Below are 17787 nucleotides of genomic sequence, written 5' to 3'. Positions count from 1 at the left end.
TATCGAAGTATTATTCCTAATAACCGTGTATAGATAACTTTTTCGCCTAAACTAGGCCGTCTTTGGTATCAAAAAATAACTGTAATTAATTTCGATCCTCTATCCACGTTACCTTCCTTACTCTCCGCAACCTCCAAATAATCTGCGGAATTCGTAATAACTATTGGAGTAACAACACTGTAACCAGCTTGTTCTATTTCTTCAATACTAAAATCTAACAATCGTTGACCTTTCTTTATCTTTTCGCCTTGCTTTACATAAGCTTTAAACCCTTTACCTTCTAATTGAACTGTATTTAAACCAACATGAATCAGAATCTGCACTCCATTCTCCGATGTAATACCAATCGCATGTAAACTAGGGAATAACGCTGTTACTTCCCCATTTACAGGGGACTCAACCACTCCTTCTGCAGGTACAATTGCAACTCCACTACCTAATACACCTGATGAAAAAGCCGCATCTTCTATATCTTTTAATTGCAGCACTTCCCCTTTAATTGGGCTTTCAATTATTTCTTTCTCTAATCTACTTTTCTTTTCATCTTGGCTAGTTTCAATTTGAGACTCATTCACACCTGCATCAGCAGTCTCTTTCTCTTTATATACAATCAGCGTTAATATAAATGCAACTGCCATTGAAATTACAATACCGATAACCGCAACAATTAAATTCCCCATTGCTCCATCCGGTTCAATCATTGCAGGTAATTCAAAAATACCCATTCCACCAGCCATAAACTTTCTTAAATTAAAGAATCCATAGAATCCCCCACCGATACCACCAGCAATACAACTAATAATAAATGGTTTCTTTAAGGGTAATAGAATTCCATAAATAGCTGGTTCTGTTACTCCGAATATACTGGATAAGAAATTCGGTAAAGACATTTCCTTCAATTTCTTGTCTTTTGTTTTAAATAATATAGCTAGGACAACTCCCGCAGTTGCGAAAGTACAAGCAAAGAAAGGCATCATCACGTTATCGTATCCCATAGTCATAATATTATTTAGATATACAGGTATGAACCCCCAATGTATACCAAATATAACTAATATTTGCCACGTTGCTCCTACTATGATGCCAGCAAACAATGGGCTAAAGTCTCTAACTGCAAATACAAATTCAGAAACAATTGTTGAAGCAAAGGTTGCAAGTGGTCCAATTACAATAAATGCAACGGGTAATGCAATTAATATTGTAAGCATTGGAACAAAGAAGAATTTAAGTAAATCAGGTACAAACTTATTACAAACTTTTTCGCATTTTGCTGCGAAATATACAGCTAAAATAACAGGAATAACTGTACCTGTATAGTTTATCGAAATTAAAGGTATGCCAAAGAAGTCAATGTAAACTGGCGATTTAAACATAGAACCTTGAAATAATGTATACATTGCACTAGTACTTGAAGAAACAACACTAGCTTGTATACTTGGATAACACATAATAGCCCCTACAACTAAGCCTAACATGGGCTTTAAACCAAACTTTTTAGCTGCAGTATAACCTAAAAATAATGGTAGAAAAGTAAATAAAGCATCACCGATTGCGTTAATGACCATTGAGCCACCCGAAGTTGAGCTATATAATCCTATAGCAACAAACAGCGCATTTAGTCCTTTCACCATACCACACGCAGCCATAATACCTAATATTGGTTGGAATATACCTGATATGATATCAATTGCTTTATGTAGTAGTTTTTCAGGCTTTTTCTCAACTTGTTTGGTTGCATTCAGTTGATCTCCGTCGATTAGTGCGCTAATATCATCATATACTTGTGGTACATGGTTTCCGATAACGACTTGATATTGGCCACCACTTCTCATGACGGTGACAATACCATCCATATTTTTTAAGTTATCATCATTTGCAATGGACTCATCCTTCAATTTAAAACGTAGTCGAGTCACACAATGTGTTAAGCTATTTATATTTTCCTTTCCACCTATATCTTCAATAATTTTTTTTGCTAATTCGTTGTATTTACTCATTTTTCAATCCTCCATCTTTTCATGTATTTATTAACAGAAATAGTGAAGGTCTGGCCAACTTAATGTTACCATCCAGCTATGTATTACATGTTTACAGTCATCACCACCTTTAATACTCCTTTACCTATCTACTCGACTCTCGAACTACCTTTGATACATGAATAGTCAAATAGATCATTTCATTAGAGCTTAAATAATACCCGTATTTTTTTTGGATAAATAGTTGGATCTTTGAAACACATTCAAACTCTTTTACATACTTATTTTTAATAATCTCAAGTAGCTCTTCATCAGCCTCATCACTATATGTGCTATTGGTAATTAGCCGGGATGCAAAAAACTTTAAATGACTAATAAAACGATAAGAGGAAACCGATTCTTCCATAATCTCAATACCAAAATGAACTCTTACAATTGTCAGCACTTCTTGAATCAACTGCGTGATTTCATGTACGATTGGCTGTTCTTTATGCAACTGAGCGTTTACGATATGAAAAGCAATAAAACCCGCCTCATCATCAGGTAAACGAATGTGTGTCTCTTTTTCTATAATATCTAGTGCTTTCATTCCAATGTGAAATTCATCTTTATAAAACCTTTTTATTTCCCATAGCAGTGCATTTTTAATCTGAATTCCTTCTTTAATCCTTTGAATTGCAGTATGCATGTGATCACTCAATGAAATATAAATACCTTCATTGAGTTTCTTACCTAATTTTCTTTGGGCATATCCAATAATTTCATCTGAAAGCTTCATGTGTTCCAGGGGTATGTTATTTAGCAGTTCTTGTAATTTATTTGATATATCTTGATTGGCTATGCGGAAAATTTTGTTTATCTTGCTTTCATCAATTACATCACCTTTTGACTTTTGATAGCCTATTCCTTTACCCATAACTATTATCTCATTACCGTTTTTATCCTCTGTAATAACGACATTGTTATTTAGATTCCTTTTAATTTCCATATATTTCACTCCAATCAAGGATATTTTAGTATGGGTTATTTATATCTTTCACTTTATAGGGGTTATATATTATTTCGATATAACATAAAAAAAGCCCATCCATTAAAATGCATAGAAGTACCTAAAATCTTCTATACACACTAATGAATAGGCTTAGCTTGTATTAAAACAATTACTACCCAATTCCAATGATATACGTACATAATATCCTAAATTAAAAATTTCGTCAACGTCATTAAGGATACAATTCTACAAAAAGAGTCCTACCGAAAAATCATCTTAATATGTACGCGTAAGTTCCTAAAAACTCAAATAACCCCCTATTTAAACCATAAAATTTTGATGTTGTGGCTTAAGTAGGTGGTTTTTTAATATATTAATTTATGGATTTTAATACTTATTATATCAAATTTTAGAATTAACTTTGACAACCTTCTTTCTGTATTGAAATTATCAGGCCTTGCTTTTTATTGGATTAAGATTCTAGCTCGCTAAATCATCGGTACATTCCATTTTAATACTGCTCATTTTTTTAAGTACTAGTAGCAGCGCGGGGAATTTTAGGTAATATTTTGAAAAGTTGTACCAAAACTTTTATAAGTCGCAAAGCTTTTCACATGAAGATACACTCTAAAAAACAGGATCTAGGAGAATCAGACATGAGATATTTTAATGAAAAACAGTTCAAGAAAGATATTATTTTAGTAGTTGTCGCGATGTATCTAAAATCCTGAAAAAACGTGGTATTTCAGTTCACCCTACAACCAAAATGCGTTGGGTTGATGAATATGGCAATCGCATCTATCCGATTTGGAAAATGAAAAATAAATCTGCACGTTTATCTTGCCATTTGGATGAGACTTACATCAAAGTTCAGGGCGCATGGGATTCTCTCTGTCGTATTATATCTAAAGATAGACACACATTTGATATTCACCTTTGTAAAAAACGAAATTATCAAGCTGACCTATTACTTAATGGAAGTTTTTTTCTAAATTTGCAGGATTTCAACATCTTTGTCATTCTTTACATACGATATAAGGTATGAAACCATTCTTGCTCTATATAAACAAAGGCGAGGTCTTCAAAGAGACTCCGCCTTTTCAACGTACAATGAACTTCAACAATTATTAGCTACTTCTTAAACGTTGTACCTCATTTACCAATCTGTTTATGCTTTTTTCAAACTTAGTAACAGAACCTCGATACTAATCGATATACCCTTTCTAGAGTAATAGTATCAGTATGTCCAAGTTTTATAGATTTATTGTAATGATCCCGAAGCTTTTGAACCAGAATCTGAATTACTACTTTAACTATTTAATTTTCATTCTGGTTATAGACGATGTAACTAGGTTCATTATAAACCCACTCATCTGTACCTACTCTTAGCCAGCCATTCTTTTCTTCATATACCGTATCTTTTTCACCTTTGCTTGCTTTTCTAACAACAGAATAGTTAGTTCCCGCTCCATTTCGAATATTAACGCCAATACCATTAATTTCAGCCGTACCAATTCCTTTTTGAACATTACCAGTTTTAATTACTTGAAGCATGTTTAATATGAATGCCGCTGTTTCACCTCGAGTTGTTGTTCCTTTAGGGGCATACAGATTATCTCCTATACCTTTTACAACACTCAAACCGTATAATCTTTGTACTGCTTCCTTATAGATAATTTGATCTTTATCTGCAAATGGTAAGTTTGCCAATGGTCCACTTATTTGTTTATACTGTAAAGCTTTATTTACAATAACAGCTGCTTCTTCTCTTGTAATAGGTGTGTTAGGGTCAAAATTACCATCTCCTCTACCAGAAATGATACCTGCACTTGCAGTACGTTTAATACCATCTCGTAAAGTTGGATTTACATCATTTAAATCTTTAAACGTTGCATCTCCAGCTGGAAGACTTAAAGAATTAGAGATTAATTGAGCAAACTCAGCTCTTGTTACGGCTCTATTAGGCGCAAAAATGCCGTTTCCTTCTCCGGCCATAATACCTCTTCTATTCAAATCACGAATAGCTGACTCATACCAACCTCCTGTTATATCGTCTGTTGGTTGATAAATTTTATTATAATACCCTTCCACACCATTTACGAAGGGAGCCCATTGTCCACTATTTATCATAATAGCAGGACAGTTTTTACCACTCCATTTTTGGTGTTTTACAATGTTGTTTAATGATACACCCGTTTCTTTCATTAAATACGCTACAAGTTTCTTAGCATTATCTACTGCTTTATTGTAGTCACCATCACTGTTAACTGCAATTTCAATTGCTATAGATTCTCTATTACCTGAGCCATCACCGTCTCCTGCGTGCCATCCGTTCTCGTTTAATGGTAAGTGTTGATAAATCTCTTTATCATCTACTGTAAAATGCCATGATGCAGCGCGGTCTGTGCTCCCTACTGCTTGATTATATAAGTATTGAGCGTGTTTTTTAGCTCCTGCTCCTACACTTTCATTATCAGTCTCATGAATTGTAATATACTTGGGACTCATATGATTTTGAGGGCGAATATTGTCGTTTCCTTCTGGAACAATCCATTCAGTGAATGGAACGCCATTTATCGTACTAGAAACTTTAGGTGCTGAAAAAGAAAGACTACGTTTTGTTCTATTTGAATTGTGAGGGACTGTTAATGTACCCGTTTCTTCATATATACCTTCTGAATTTTGAAGACTGTCCACTTTCTTATTATCGACAGTACCTCCACCACGTCCGTCTATTCTTTTAAAACTTTCTTCAATACTTTTTAAAGCTTGTTCGTCTGATACTTGAAGTTGATCTGTTTCACCTTGTCCCTTAACGTTTATAGATTGATATTTATTTACTGATTGTTGTTCTTTTGCGAACGATACCATAGGTGGGGATACTATCGTTAGTCCTACTGTTAAGGCTACTACTTTTTTATTAAATTTAATACTCATGTTTAATTTGGTATATCTCGTAATTATAGTAGATATACCTACCTCCTTACACTTCTATTAATGTACATTATTATAGTTTGAAACCTAGAAATAACAGCTTCATTTTTCATTAGATATAATCAATTGAAATCTATAAATTCTCCTAGATATATCAATATTTAAGAGCAAGTCAAACACTTATTAAAGAAATTGATAAGAACTAAAATAGTTCTCTTTTGCGATTTCAACCATACTATACATGATTATATTTTCCCTCATATACTTACAAAAATAACATCAAAATAACATTTTAGATACATATAACAATATATAATTTTTTATTTGATATTCTATTTATTTTTTTATGAAACTCACAAATTCATGGAACTTTTTATATTAAAGGATTAATTTATATTTATCTCATTTTTCTATTTATAATATATAAATCATTCGTCTTTATTCTGAACTTGGTCTCTATTTATCAAAAATTCTTTCCATCAATAAAGAACCTGTTTGATAGTAGTCTTTCATTACTTCTTTTGGAACCATACTCCCTCCCGTTCCCAAAACAATATGGGTACTTTGATTGAATTTATGTTTTAAATTAGTATTTTGTATATAGCCTCTTCCCCCTTTATGCAATTTAATAGGTCCAATCATTCCTGCTACCGCTGATGGTTCTAGCTTGATATCTTCTTTACCAACTAATTCTTTTAATAGCTTATATAAATGATTATAACTAGCTGTATATGCCCCTCTTAAAAATGGTTCTATTGTTTATTCTATAAACCCAGATACTCTTCCAAGTGCCATCCATCCGCTATTGTATTATTGTCAATCCAAAAATCTTATTCAGAAATTCCCTGATATAATCAGGTCATCATACTTAATAGCGCATATTGAGACTTTTGATTATTATATTCCAGTTAATTCTTGTATTCTAATTGCACTAGTAAACACATTTAAAATTTAACTGCAATACTGAATATTACACTTGTAATCCAGTTTTGTCAATCTTATTATAATTAAGCCTATATTAATAAGCAAGCATGATATTAAGTTTTATTTAATAAAAACATTTTTTCTTTATCATTTATGTAAATTTTACACACTTTTGTAAATGTTATTCATTGACACTTATACATATAAGTAACTATAATCGTTACACCAAATTGAATAAATGTCTTTTTAAAGTCAGCATCTTCACAAACATATAAATATAAAAATAAAAAATTTCAATTTGGTAATACAATAGATTGGTAGAGGTGTATATTTTTATGAAGCGCAAATTAATTACAACAGGTCTCCTTGCAGGGGCTATATTATCCCATTCTTCTAGTATTTATGCGGATACTCAAAAGTTTCCTGATGTTCCAAAGTGGGCAGAGCAATCCGTTAATTATTTAGTGGATAAACAAGTATTACGTGGCTACCCAGATGGGATATTTGGGTCAAATGATTCATTAGATAGAGCTTCTGCGGCTACTATTATGACAAAGATTTTGGGTATACAAATTGACTTCGATGCGAAACCGTCCTTTACAGATTCACAAAACCATTGGGCTACTCCCTATATAGCTGCTGCTGAAAAAGCTGGCATTATTAAAGGAGAAGGAAATGGAATCTTCAATCCAACTGGAAAGGTTACACGTGCTGCTATGGCGACAATGCTAGTAAATGCTTATAAATTACAAAGTACAGCAAATGATAATGGCCAAAGTAAATTTGAGGATTTAAAAGGGCATTGGGGAGAAAAGTATGCCAATATTTTAATTGATTTAAAAATTTCTAGTGGTACTGATAACGGCTGGCAACCAAATAGATTCATAACACGAGCTGAAGCTGCTCAACTTACTGCTAAAACTGATATGCTGTCAAGAGAAATGAATAGTGAATTAAAAGAAAAAGACTATACAAGTACTAATACTCTTCTAAATCAGCACCAAAAACTTTCTGGTAAAGTAATTGAAAAAACGGAAGACGGATTGGTGGTTTCTGGTGAAAACTCAAGTGTATACGCTATCGTTTCTTCCCCTGAGGTACTTAAAGATATTAAGATTGGGGATACCGTTACCATTTATGCTCCTATGTTTATAGGCTCAATACCAGGTGATCCAGCTACAGCTAAATATGCTATTGTTCAAAAAGAAAATGAAGAAAACGTTCTAAAAAAACAATATAAAATGCACACTGGAAATGTAATTAATAAATCAAAGGACACTATTGAAATTTCTAGTGAAGGCTCGACTGTTAGTGCTATCGTTTCTTCTGAAATCTTACAAGATATAAAGATTGGAGATACCGTTACCATTTATGGGGCATCTTTTATGAGTAATATGGCAACTGGTGAATTATCTGCTAAAGCTCCAATCATTGAAAAGTCGACAAGTAAGACAGTGACTCCTAATACAAGTCTAGATAAATCGAAATCTATATCAGAATCCGATAAAAAAGAACAAAATGCTCTGAATCAACACCAAAAACTTTCTGGTAAAGTAATTGAAAAAACGGAAAGTGGATTGGTGGTTTCTGGTAAAAACTCAAGTGTATACGCTATCGTTTCTTCCCCTGAGGTACTTAAAGATACTAAGATTGGGGATACCGTTACCATTTATGCTCCTATGTTTATAGGCTCAATACCAGGTGATCCAGCTACAGCTAAATATGCTATTGTTCAAAAAGAAAATGAAAAAAATGCTCTAAAAAAACAATATAAAATGCACACTGGAAGTGTAATCAATAAATCGAAGGAAACAGTCCAAATTTCTAGTAAAGGCCTGACTGTTTCTGCCACTGTTTCTCCTGAAGTGCTTGAGGATATTCAAGTTGGGGATACCATTACTATTTATGGGGCATCTTTTATGAGTAATATGGCAACTGGTGAATTATCTGCTAAAGCTCCAATCATTGAAAAGTTGGCAAGATAAGCAAAAGGAATACAATGGGAAAATCCCCATACTAATAAGTATATAAATGCTATTTCTTTAATATCTATGGTTGTGTTAGTTATTTAAAATTGATATAAATTTGCTTTGTATAAATCTATTTATTTAGAATACTTTCATGGATATTTTATTATAAACTAAGCAGTTTAAGGTTTCTTGCCCCTAGTTCAAAAAGTTGAGACATGAAAGTACCTACAAAATTTAAGATAATGGCTATTTATCCACGAATGTTCATGACATTTTAATTGAACTTCACAGTTAATTAGGTTTTACTTAGAATTAAAAAAGAGTGTTGGGAAACCCTAAAGGGGGTTCCTAACACTCCGGAATCTTTTTTGATTTTAGTGAAAGAAAACAATATAAAATCATAGAATTTAGAAAAATAGCCCGCCACTAACCCCTTTTTGGTTAGATGGAGGGCTATTTTTTCATGTTTTGACAAGCAGCGGTGAGGTAAGCTTGCATTTGGACAGACTTCAGCCCTTGAAACCGGGCATAGCGGTAGCCATGTAGTTCTTTGGCATCCGCAAAGCTTCGCTCTATAGTTGAACAACGTACTTTATACAGCTGTTTCCCTGTAGCCGTTAGTTTGTTTTTTCTAGCGATATCTTTATATTTCTCCCATATATGATGAGTGATAACTTTTTGTTTTTGTTTCTTTGAAAAGCAGACCTCACGTAGCGGACAAACAGCGCAATCTTTTGGATTCGATTTGTATTGACGATACCCTTCACGATCCGTTGTTACATATTCTAAAATACATCCCATTGGACAAGCGAATACGTTCATTTCTTCTACATATTTAAATTGGCTTTTTGGTACTTCTTTATTTCGTTTTCCAAATCGGCGATACCCCATCACCATAAATATATTCCGTTCTGATAATTCCTTACAGATATATCCTGTAAAATAACCCGCATCAAGAGCGACAGCTTCTACTTTGAACCCGAATTTTTCAATCTGAGCTTGGAGGCGTGCTAAATATGGCTCGGAATCTGCCATATTTCCAGCCGTTACATAGGTATCTGTAATAATATTGTACTTCGCATCAGTCGTACGATGATCCAAGAAATGAAAACCATTTAGTTTTCCATCTCTCATTAAAAATCCACTATCTGGATCCGTTGTACTTATACGAGTTTTTTTTGTAGGGGTATCACTTTCCTTTCTAGGTTTTAATTCTTTTTTCCATGTACCTTACGATCTTCGATTACCGCAGCTTCTAGCTCATCTATATAAAACTTTGCCTTTTCTTTTTTATATTTATGTACAAATTTATTTTTATTGGCATTGGCCTTAATATGTGTAGAATCTGTCATCAGTGCACGTCCTCCCACCATCTGGTGCTCCGTTGCTTGCCTCACAATCTCATCAAAAATTTCTTCGAAAATATTTGTATGAATAAAACGAGTGCGACGATTCCAACTGATTGTAGAATGATCGGGAATAGTATCTGATAGAGAAAATCCTAAAAACCAACGGTAGGCAATATTCGTTTTAATCTCCTTTTCCAATTGACGCTCAGAACGAATACCGTAAAAATATCCAATAAACATCATCTTAAATAAAACGATAGGATGAATAGACGGACGTCCATTGTTTTCACAATAATAAGGGCGTAGCTTCTCCTCAATAAAATCAAAACTAATTGTCGCTTCAATCGCACGAAGGAAATGATCTTGTGGAACCAATTCTTCTACAGAAACAGATACACGCTCATCACGATGATTTTTTAAAGCACCCTTCATAAAAAATCTCTCCTTTTCCTCTTTTTTCTCAGTGTTGACATATAAAAAGAGGTTCAGACACAAAAACAGGCTGTGGAGAAGACTTTCTCCACAGCCTGAAGAAAAAGACATCTATATAGATGCCTTTTTCTTTGTATTGTACTAAGGAGAATGCCCTTATTTAACTAATTGCTGTTGAATCTCCTTAATTAAAAGTTTAGCTCCTTCAGGACTAAGAACGATTTGACCATTTGCTAATGATATATTTCTATCTGAAATATCACCAGTTACTACACAAGCATCGTAAGATTTGTATTTTTTTAAAATGATCTTTTCATCTTCTACAAATATTTCTACAGGATCTTTTTCTGCAATTCCTAACGTTGTTCTTAACTCTTTCGGAAGAACAATTCGCCCTAATTCATCTACTTTTCTTGTAACACCTGTTGATTTCATGTTTACCCCTCCTTATATTTTTTACATTCCTAGCTACTTTCTGCATGTCATACTACAATTATATATCTAAATTCCTTTATCGTCTTTTATCTCGTTTTCTCTTTCTTTAGCTTCTAAGCTAAATTTAGCGTAAGTCATTATTTTTTCTAGTTCATTTTTGGAAGCATTATAATCTTTAATATAACGTTCTTTTCTTCCTGGACACATATATTTATTTTTTTTCATTTCGTTTATTGTTTCTATATTCATGACTTTTCGTTTTCCCTTTTTCTCATATAAGAGTTTTAGATGTATAGCTCGGCCTATGCTCCAAAGAGTAAAACCGATAATGAAAGAAAGTAATAGATATGCTGAAAGAGAATAATCATTAATAATGAAATAGAGAAAATAAATAAGCGAGATTGCAAACAAAAATGAATTATAGTATTTTTGTATATTTTTCTATGTATGTATTTGTATTTCGTATTGTTTTTTCTCATTTCAAGAGTCTCTAACATGTATAAATTATCTCCTTTTAAATAGGACCAGTTGGTTGTTTTTTACACTAACCCTTTTTAGGCTAATATATCACTGGTTAGAAATAATAATAAAGCCAAAGGAACCATTCCTTTGATATTGCTAGTGTTTGCACCTCTTGTTTAGTTGTAGTTCACACACAATAGATAACTGTATATAATGATTATATAATTATATTAAAAGGCGAACAACAATAAACTTCTTGAAGTTTATTGTTGTTCAATTAAATTTCTAGAAATTCCATACCAATATATGTGGAAACAAGCAGAACATCTAGAATAGGTACTTTTAATCATTTAATGAAGATGTTACAATATAGTTTGTACGATGAACATGATTTGCTTTCTTACTACCACACAGAAAAAGTTCCCTGGCTTTTGCTAGGAGACTTTTTCTATGCACATTATTAATTGCATCATAAGTATACACACGTTATAATAGTCACCTAATTACATATGAAGAGGTGCAAAAAATGAATAAGACAGAATTAACAAAAGTAGTAGCAGAAAAAGCAGAACTTACACAAAAGGATGCAGCTGCAGCAACACAAGCCGTATTAGATACGATAACATGTGCACTAGCTAATGAAGAGAAAGTACAAATTCTTGGATTTGGTACATTTGAAGTACGCGAAAGATCTGCACGTACAGGACGTAACCCACAAACAGGTGAAGAAATGCAAATTGCGGCTTCAAAAGCACCTGCTTTTAAGGCTGGAAAAGAATTAAAAGAGGCAGTGAAATAATTATATATAGTTAAAAGGGTTTGATATTTATCTCAAACCCTTTTTTAATAGCCTTTTTTTCATAAAACAAAAAATATCATCCAAAGTTTATATAAATAATATAGATTCCCCAAAGAATGTAACCAACCTGTGTTACGATAAACATTGTAAACTCGAAACCAGTGAGTTTTCTTTCTCTTTTTATCTTTCGTAAATACAGATAGAAACTAAAAGTAGATAAAAACATTAATAATATAGAAGCATTATATATATTCTCTATTATAGTGATAACTGATCCACTCCTCACTTGAAAATTAATGCGTATAGAATAAGCATATCATATAAAAGATTGACTTAATTCAAATACCCTTTTTATCAACATAATCCAATTTATATTTTCACATTTTAAAAAGAACTGATATAAAAGATAAAAGAATCTCTTTTGCATCAATAGATTACAAAAGAGATTCTTATTTTGGTAAGTTTTCTTACAAGGTGCCAGATTAATTATTCAGCAGGATTAGGTGCAATATAAGCTGGAGCGGGTCCGCAAGTTACAGCAAAAGCAAATAACACCGCGGGATTTACTGATAGCCCAAGCAATGAAAGCATTCCTAATGCTCCCCAGTAATCTTCTTTTTTGAGATACGACTTTACTTGATTAAAATATGATTTGCCAATCCCTAAAGCATCCTGCCAACATCTTTCCCAAACGTTACTTGAGTACATATTTGATGGGATTTCTTCATCATTCATCACATAAACACCAGCAATAATAGCTGCTTTTTCTTCATTATTATATGACGATTTTGCTAATTCTTCTTTATTAAGAACGTATTTACCCGTTTTATCATCCTTTATCATAAGTACTGAAAAAATATATTCTAATTCTTTAACTTGAGCTTCTAATTCCTCGTGTGTTGCGTTGTATTTTTTCCCATCCTCCATAGTTGCAGCTGAAGCGAGAGTTGGGACAAAAACTAGTGCAAGAGCCATTAACATAAACATCATTTTCTTTAACATAGTGAATTAACCCCATGCCCATCAAGCTAAAATTTTATTACACCCCCAGAACGAAATTTTTAGGCTTTCTTGTAACGAAAAAGCATATTTATTGTTTTGGGGGTGACCTGTTTTCTTAGGTTGATGGCAATGTGGCGGTACCCCTATTAGAACTTCCGAAATAAATAATATTCAGAATATTATATACATAAAGTTTACAATTCATCTAGTTAACTAATATCTTATTATATGTTTATTTTAACAAAAAGATTAATAATAAAACAGACTTGTTAGAAGAACGAATATTCTGTAAAATTTTTTCTTGACGAGGTAAATTAAAAGAATAATAGAACAAGGAATATGACGTAGGAGGTTTATAAAAATGATAGTAAGAAAATCTATAATTGGGGTATTAATATGTTTATGTATGAGCTTTACAACATTAAATGTTTTCGCTGAAACAACAGAAGAAGTTCCAGCAGGCATAGAATCATTTGATATGGCAGCATTTGAACAATTAGTTATTGAAATTGAAGAAGGTAAAATCAATTCAGATCTTGAAGCTGAAAAAAGGTTAGAAGAATTAAAACGTTTGAATAAAAAGAATCCAAACACTGATATTCAATATAGCGGCAGTATTGCTAATGCATTAGGGAAAAGTGCTGAAATGCAAGCATGTCTTAATAAAATTGGATCATATAAATGTGGTAAAGCTAGAATAAATGCTCAAGCAGCAATTAATATGGCTACTGCATATTACTCCAAAGATAGTCTAAACAATGGAAAAGGTGATGCATTTAGACATGCATATTGGAATGCTCTTATGTGTAAAAGTATAGGGTGTTCAAATGCTAAAATTGTAGCAGACAATCATGAAAGATATAATATGACAGAAAAAAAATTACATGACATGGATTATTATAACAATCAAAAAGGACGAGATATGTATAACTGGCGAGTAGCTAATGGTTATTCTTTATTGGAACAAGCTATGGCTGATAATCTTAGACAAGATATAAGAAATGGTTTGCTAAAATATATAAAACAACCAGAAGGATGGTTATTATGGACCAACCAATAAATAAAAGAATAGGAATAGACAAATCATGAAAAAAACTTATATTTTAATTTCAACATTAATAATTCTATTTTTATGTTTAGCTGGAGTTATATATTTTAATGATTCAAAAAATGAAACATATATTATTTGGGAGAGAAATGTACAAGAAAATAATAATTTACTAAAAAAACTAGAAGATAATGACATTCCATATAAAATTGATAAAAAAGGAAATTTGAAAATTCGTGAAAAAGATACAAATAAAGTAACATTATGTTGTACTTAAAAATAAAGAGACGTCTTTGTTTAAAACAAAGACGTCTCTTTATTTTCTCCTTCTAAAATGTTTTAATACGAAAGTAAACTTTTATGTAAACAACTCAATGCCCTTTAATTATTGACTTAAATTCACCAATAATAGAGCTAATCATTTTTTTAAAACTATCATAAAATATTGGTAATAAAATTCCTAATCCAAAGATTAATGATGATTTTATACATATCCCTACAAATATTAAGGTAAAACTTATATAGAAACTAACGTAATTTTTATCATCAATCTTTATTTTTTTTTTGAAACTATCATTTCCCTTTATCAGATCATCTAATGTTACATTGTAAAACTCACTAAGTATAATCAAATTATCAATATCAGGATAACTTTTATCATTTCCCCTTAAACATTGACTTCACGCCAAATTCCCTAATATCCTCAAAATCAGTAAGGAAAGTATACATTCAAAACAATATAAATAAAGAACTTATAGACCTTATAAAAAATTAAGCATATTTGCAAAATAAAAGACGACTTAAAAGCCGTCTTTTATTTTGCGTTACAATTTATATGGATTATTAGTAATTTTCTTTTCTTTTTGTATCTGTATTATTAACTGGTTTTTCTTTTCTTCAATCAACACAATCTTTTTAAAAGTTAACAATGAAGCTATTTGTAGTAAAACATAATATATTTTTAAATCAAAATTACTATTTGCAATAATATGATCCATTCCTTATAATAAACCTCCCTATTTTATAAACAAAAAATTACTCAGTTCTAATTGTAATTATATATTATCAATATTAGGTATAGGTTTCTATTCAAAATATATACTTCACTAATTACCATAACCCCACTTATTAAAGTGGATGATATAAACTATTAAATTCTCAAAAAAATTGGGTTCTTTTAACTTACGAAAGGAAGTATTTAGCATCAAGAAGTATGTATCCTATGAAAGTTAAGAGAAGAACAAGAGTAAAAATGATTGTTTTTTGCTTTTTACTTCTATTTTTAAACCATCCCCATCTTTTACTCTCATCTTCTAACCAAAAGTAATCAACCACAAGAAATAACAGAATAATTAAGAAATAGAAAAAGATCTTCAGTATAATCATCTCCTTTATTATCCATAGATACACACATTTCTTTTTACTTCCATTTTATAAAAAAAGATAAACTTTTTTGTTTTTCTGCTATTCAAAACAACTTGTTAAAAAGAGTAAAATACAACAAATATTAAACCTTGTGTCTTACCATCTCTTCCACCAAGGTTTTTTAGCTTCTTGATAAATTTCTTCAATCTTTTTATCAAAAGCTATATCTCTCTCTGAAATATATTCAATCATTTTTTGCATATCTTCAATTTGTTGATCTTTTTCTTTTTCCCTTTTTTGAGATTCCAATAACTGTTTTTTTATTTCAACTTCAGTTTCTGCAGATGCTTGCAACTTAGAAATTATCATTTGATTTTGTTCTTCAATTTGTTCTATTTGCTTTTGAAATGAATTTGCTAATTTCTGAATCTCATATCGCATTTTGTGCGAAATCAAATCATCTTTTGATTCCTTATTTATCAATGGTTGCACGATTTGTATCGGTGATTTTTGCTTCTGTCTTCGTATCACTGCTACGGAAGCCGCCATATCAAGGTTTACTCCAGCTTCTTTTCTAGCTTGAATCAAATCTCTAAACGTTAACTCATCTATATCCGTAAAAATCCTTGTGTTATTTTCATTTTTTCGAAAAACATACCCTGCTTTCTCAAGAGATTGGGCATATTTCCTAACTGTACTTTCAGCAATTCCAAATGTTTTAGCAATATCATGACTTTTTAATTCCTTAGGAATTCCCTCTAACAATTCAATTTCTGTATCACCCATATCGGCCATCGCTACCACCTCTTTCTATTTTTATAAGCGATATATCGGCGATATAATATAAATAAAAAACACTTAAAATAAACATAACAAAAAATAAACAAAAATACATAAAAAAATTTAGACAAATTAAGCATATACTCGTCTTTTTTTCACATCAACATATACTATGATTTAAAACAATCATAATCAAATTTATACAAGATTTTATGCAAAAAAAGAAGAGCGCGGATCCCCAGGATCCCCGCTATATCAACAATGTATAAAATCGTGTATACCAAATAAACAGACAAAAAAGAAGAATACCTGTATAGACAAGGATTCTAGTAAAAGTTTGCTACCGATAATAGGACGTTATGTTAACTTTACATGAATACCATATACAGTAATTTTTTCTCATCAACGCGTTATTAAAATGATAAAATAAAGAAAAAAAGGTGGGGCTATTTTGATAAATTACGACTACAAAAACAAGGAAAAGAACAATGGAAACCGTTTTGTCTCAGTCAGAAATAAAGGAGAAAATGCTCTATTAGAAGTTGAAAAAAAGGGAAACCAAGTAGAAATTGTAACATATTGGAAAAATGAAAAGACAACGAAATTTACAATCCCTTTAGAACTATTTGAAAGAATGTTTAATGATATAATCATCCCAAAAAATACTTTATGATCCAAATTAGAGAAAATTACTACGTAAAAGCAACTTCCAATAACGATAATTATGTAAATAAGCTGCCTATATGGGCCATAGCCATCAAGTTTAAAAAATGAGTCCGATGCTTTTTGGCATCGGACTCATTTTTTTACAATAGGGAGTAGAAGCGTACGGTTTTGGACATACTCAAATAAGACTCTCTGGATTTCGTATTTTTTATACGGCTTTGTGAAGTCTTTTCGTACATTCTTGAGTGATACTAAGGATATCGAACGGTGTACGACACTTATACCTTCGTGCTTTTCGTCCGTTTTTGACAAGATCCTGAAAGAGCCTGGTTAGCACTGATACAGGATGTTGAAAGGTTGTGAAAAGCACGTCGTGTATACTAGAGAAGTAAATTTTGACGATATATGTACACTTATACTCACTAACCTCTTTTTGTTTTTTCTCCCATATAAGTCTTCTCATTCGATATGTAATGCTAGCTACCAAACACAAACCAATTAATTGCCCATATAAATGACATTGAAATCGTTCCAGTTTCACAGGTTTCACTTCATGAATTTTAAAAATAGACTTCCATGTTTTAAATATAATTTCAATTTGCCACCGTAAAGAATACAGTTCATACACTTCATTGTGTGGAAGGTGTTTACTAG

General features: G+C 31.7%; 16 protein-coding genes and 2 pseudogenes. 6 read left to right on the top strand and 12 right to left on the bottom strand.

Features of this window, described 5'->3' with window-relative positions; all coding sequences use genetic code 11:
- Positions 1 to 68: 68 nt before the first annotated feature.
- Together AC3WVA_RS20590 and licT are read right to left on the bottom strand one after the other, a co-directional pair.
- The gene (locus AC3WVA_RS20590; protein ID WP_492322132.1) at positions 69 to 1997 is read right to left on the bottom strand and encodes a beta-glucoside-specific PTS transporter subunit IIABC; all 1929 of its coding nucleotides are present in this window, start codon (positions 1995 to 1997) and stop codon (positions 69 to 71) included.
- A 124-nt stretch (positions 1998 to 2121) separates the two neighbouring features.
- Complete coding sequence (licT, locus tag AC3WVA_RS20585; protein WP_195756544.1) at positions 2122 to 2964, bottom strand: BglG family transcription antiterminator LicT; 843 nt, start codon at positions 2962 to 2964, stop codon at positions 2122 to 2124.
- Between the two features lie 659 nt (positions 2965 to 3623).
- On the opposite strand from licT, the pseudogene AC3WVA_RS20580 reads away from it, so the two are divergent.
- A pseudogene (locus AC3WVA_RS20580) lies at positions 3624 to 4109 on the top strand (DDE-type integrase/transposase/recombinase).
- Positions 4110 to 4284: 175 nt separating this feature from the next.
- Here AC3WVA_RS20580 and AC3WVA_RS20575 read toward each other — a convergent pair.
- On the bottom strand, positions 4285 to 5904 hold the full coding sequence (locus AC3WVA_RS20575) for an S-layer homology domain-containing protein (protein ID WP_492322131.1): 1620 nt from the start codon (positions 5902 to 5904) through the stop codon (positions 4285 to 4287).
- 453 nt (positions 5905 to 6357) lie between these two features.
- Positions 6358 to 6543, bottom strand: a complete 186-nt coding sequence (locus tag AC3WVA_RS20570) for a hypothetical protein (RefSeq protein WP_492322130.1) — start codon at positions 6541 to 6543, stop codon at positions 6358 to 6360.
- A 617-nt stretch (positions 6544 to 7160) separates the two neighbouring features.
- On the opposite strand from AC3WVA_RS20570, the gene AC3WVA_RS20565 reads away from it, so the two are divergent.
- Positions 7161 to 8810 (top strand): S-layer homology domain-containing protein, encoded by a 1650-nt coding sequence (locus AC3WVA_RS20565; protein WP_492322129.1) that lies wholly within the window; start codon positions 7161 to 7163, stop codon positions 8808 to 8810.
- Positions 8811 to 9207: 397 nt separating this feature from the next.
- On the opposite strand, the pseudogene AC3WVA_RS20560 reads toward AC3WVA_RS20565, so the two are convergent.
- From AC3WVA_RS20560 to AC3WVA_RS20550, 3 genes and pseudogenes are all read right to left on the bottom strand, one after another.
- A pseudogene (locus AC3WVA_RS20560) lies at positions 9208 to 10576 on the bottom strand (IS1182 family transposase); the annotation flags it as partial.
- A 156-nt stretch (positions 10577 to 10732) separates the two neighbouring features.
- A complete protein-coding gene (locus tag AC3WVA_RS20555) occupies positions 10733 to 11011 on the bottom strand; it encodes an AbrB/MazE/SpoVT family DNA-binding domain-containing protein (RefSeq protein ID WP_195756540.1) in 279 nt (92 codons plus the stop codon).
- Between the two features lie 66 nt (positions 11012 to 11077).
- Entirely contained in the window at positions 11078 to 11260 is a 183-nt protein-coding gene (locus tag AC3WVA_RS20550) for an ArsR family transcriptional regulator (RefSeq protein ID WP_227601653.1), read from the bottom strand.
- Between the two features lie 739 nt (positions 11261 to 11999).
- On the opposite strand from AC3WVA_RS20550, the gene AC3WVA_RS20545 reads away from it, so the two are divergent.
- Positions 12000 to 12272, top strand: a complete 273-nt coding sequence (locus AC3WVA_RS20545; protein ID WP_098521744.1) for an HU family DNA-binding protein — start codon at positions 12000 to 12002, stop codon at positions 12270 to 12272.
- 76 nt (positions 12273 to 12348) lie between these two features.
- On the opposite strand, the gene AC3WVA_RS20540 is transcribed toward AC3WVA_RS20545, so the two are convergent.
- A complete protein-coding gene (locus AC3WVA_RS20540) occupies positions 12349 to 12540 on the bottom strand; it encodes a hypothetical protein (protein ID WP_413927681.1) in 192 nt (63 codons plus the stop codon).
- Between the two features lie 218 nt (positions 12541 to 12758).
- The gene (locus AC3WVA_RS20535; RefSeq protein WP_341014252.1) at positions 12759 to 13274 is read right to left on the bottom strand and encodes a hypothetical protein; all 516 of its coding nucleotides are present in this window, start codon (positions 13272 to 13274) and stop codon (positions 12759 to 12761) included.
- 361 nt (positions 13275 to 13635) lie between these two features.
- Between AC3WVA_RS20535 and AC3WVA_RS20530 the strand changes: the two genes are divergently transcribed.
- Both AC3WVA_RS20530 and AC3WVA_RS20525 read left to right on the top strand, forming a co-directional pair.
- On the top strand, positions 13636 to 14334 hold the full coding sequence (locus AC3WVA_RS20530) for a DUF6973 domain-containing protein (RefSeq protein WP_492322128.1): 699 nt from the start codon (positions 13636 to 13638) through the stop codon (positions 14332 to 14334).
- Between the two features lie 25 nt (positions 14335 to 14359).
- A complete protein-coding gene (locus AC3WVA_RS20525) occupies positions 14360 to 14599 on the top strand; it encodes a hypothetical protein (protein ID WP_417902926.1) in 240 nt (79 codons plus the stop codon).
- Positions 14600 to 15146: 547 nt separating this feature from the next.
- Here AC3WVA_RS20525 and AC3WVA_RS20520 read toward each other — a convergent pair.
- Entirely contained in the window at positions 15147 to 15320 is a 174-nt protein-coding gene (locus AC3WVA_RS20520) for a hypothetical protein (RefSeq protein WP_417902927.1), read from the bottom strand.
- A gap of 523 nt (positions 15321 to 15843) precedes the next feature.
- Positions 15844 to 16473 carry a helix-turn-helix domain-containing protein gene (locus AC3WVA_RS20515; protein ID WP_492322127.1) on the bottom strand — a complete coding sequence of 210 codons (630 nt, stop codon included), beginning with the start codon at positions 16471 to 16473 and terminating at the stop codon, positions 15844 to 15846.
- Positions 16474 to 16918: 445 nt separating this feature from the next.
- On the opposite strand from AC3WVA_RS20515, the gene AC3WVA_RS20510 reads away from it, so the two are divergent.
- Complete coding sequence (locus AC3WVA_RS20510; RefSeq protein ID WP_429604229.1) at positions 16919 to 17140, top strand: hypothetical protein; 222 nt, start codon at positions 16919 to 16921, stop codon at positions 17138 to 17140.
- Positions 17141 to 17341: 201 nt separating this feature from the next.
- Here AC3WVA_RS20510 and AC3WVA_RS20505 read toward each other — a convergent pair.
- The coding region (locus tag AC3WVA_RS20505; protein WP_270757138.1) for a transposase at positions 17342 to 17787 on the bottom strand (446 nt) is incomplete at its 5' end.

It is taken from the genome of Bacillus sp. EB106-04-02-XG92 (genome assembly GCF_058791995.1).
The sequence above is the reverse complement of the archived record's forward strand: the minus strand, read 5'-3'. Positions and strand labels throughout refer to the sequence as shown.

Coding starts and splice junctions, on each gene's coding strand:
- AC3WVA_RS20515 (WP_492322127.1), bottom strand. CDS start 16,473: ATGGGTGATACAGAAATTGAATTGTTAGAGGGAATTCCTAAGGAATTA.
- AC3WVA_RS20535 (WP_341014252.1), bottom strand. CDS start 13,274: ATGTTAAAGAAAATGATGTTTATGTTAATGGCTCTTGCACTAGTTTTT.
- licT (WP_195756544.1), bottom strand. CDS start 2,964: ATGGAAATTAAAAGGAATCTAAATAACAATGTCGTTATTACAGAGGAT.
- AC3WVA_RS20530 (WP_492322128.1), top strand. CDS start 13,636: ATGATAGTAAGAAAATCTATAATTGGGGTATTAATATGTTTATGTATG.
- AC3WVA_RS20575 (WP_492322131.1), bottom strand. CDS start 5,904: ATGAGTATTAAATTTAATAAAAAAGTAGTAGCCTTAACAGTAGGACTA.
- AC3WVA_RS20570 (WP_492322130.1), bottom strand. CDS start 6,543: ATGATTGGACCTATTAAATTGCATAAAGGGGGAAGAGGCTATATACAA.
- AC3WVA_RS20520 (WP_417902927.1), bottom strand. CDS start 15,320: ATGGATCATATTATTGCAAATAGTAATTTTGATTTAAAAATATATTAT.
- AC3WVA_RS20590 (WP_492322132.1), bottom strand. CDS start 1,997: ATGAGTAAATACAACGAATTAGCAAAAAAAATTATTGAAGATATAGGT.
- AC3WVA_RS20525 (WP_417902926.1), top strand. CDS start 14,360: ATGAAAAAAACTTATATTTTAATTTCAACATTAATAATTCTATTTTTA.
- AC3WVA_RS20555 (WP_195756540.1), bottom strand. CDS start 11,011: ATGAAATCAACAGGTGTTACAAGAAAAGTAGATGAATTAGGGCGAATT.
- AC3WVA_RS20550 (WP_227601653.1), bottom strand. CDS start 11,260: ATGAATATAGAAACAATAAACGAAATGAAAAAAAATAAATATATGTGT.
- AC3WVA_RS20565 (WP_492322129.1), top strand. CDS start 7,161: ATGAAGCGCAAATTAATTACAACAGGTCTCCTTGCAGGGGCTATATTA.
- AC3WVA_RS20545 (WP_098521744.1), top strand. CDS start 12,000: ATGAATAAGACAGAATTAACAAAAGTAGTAGCAGAAAAAGCAGAACTT.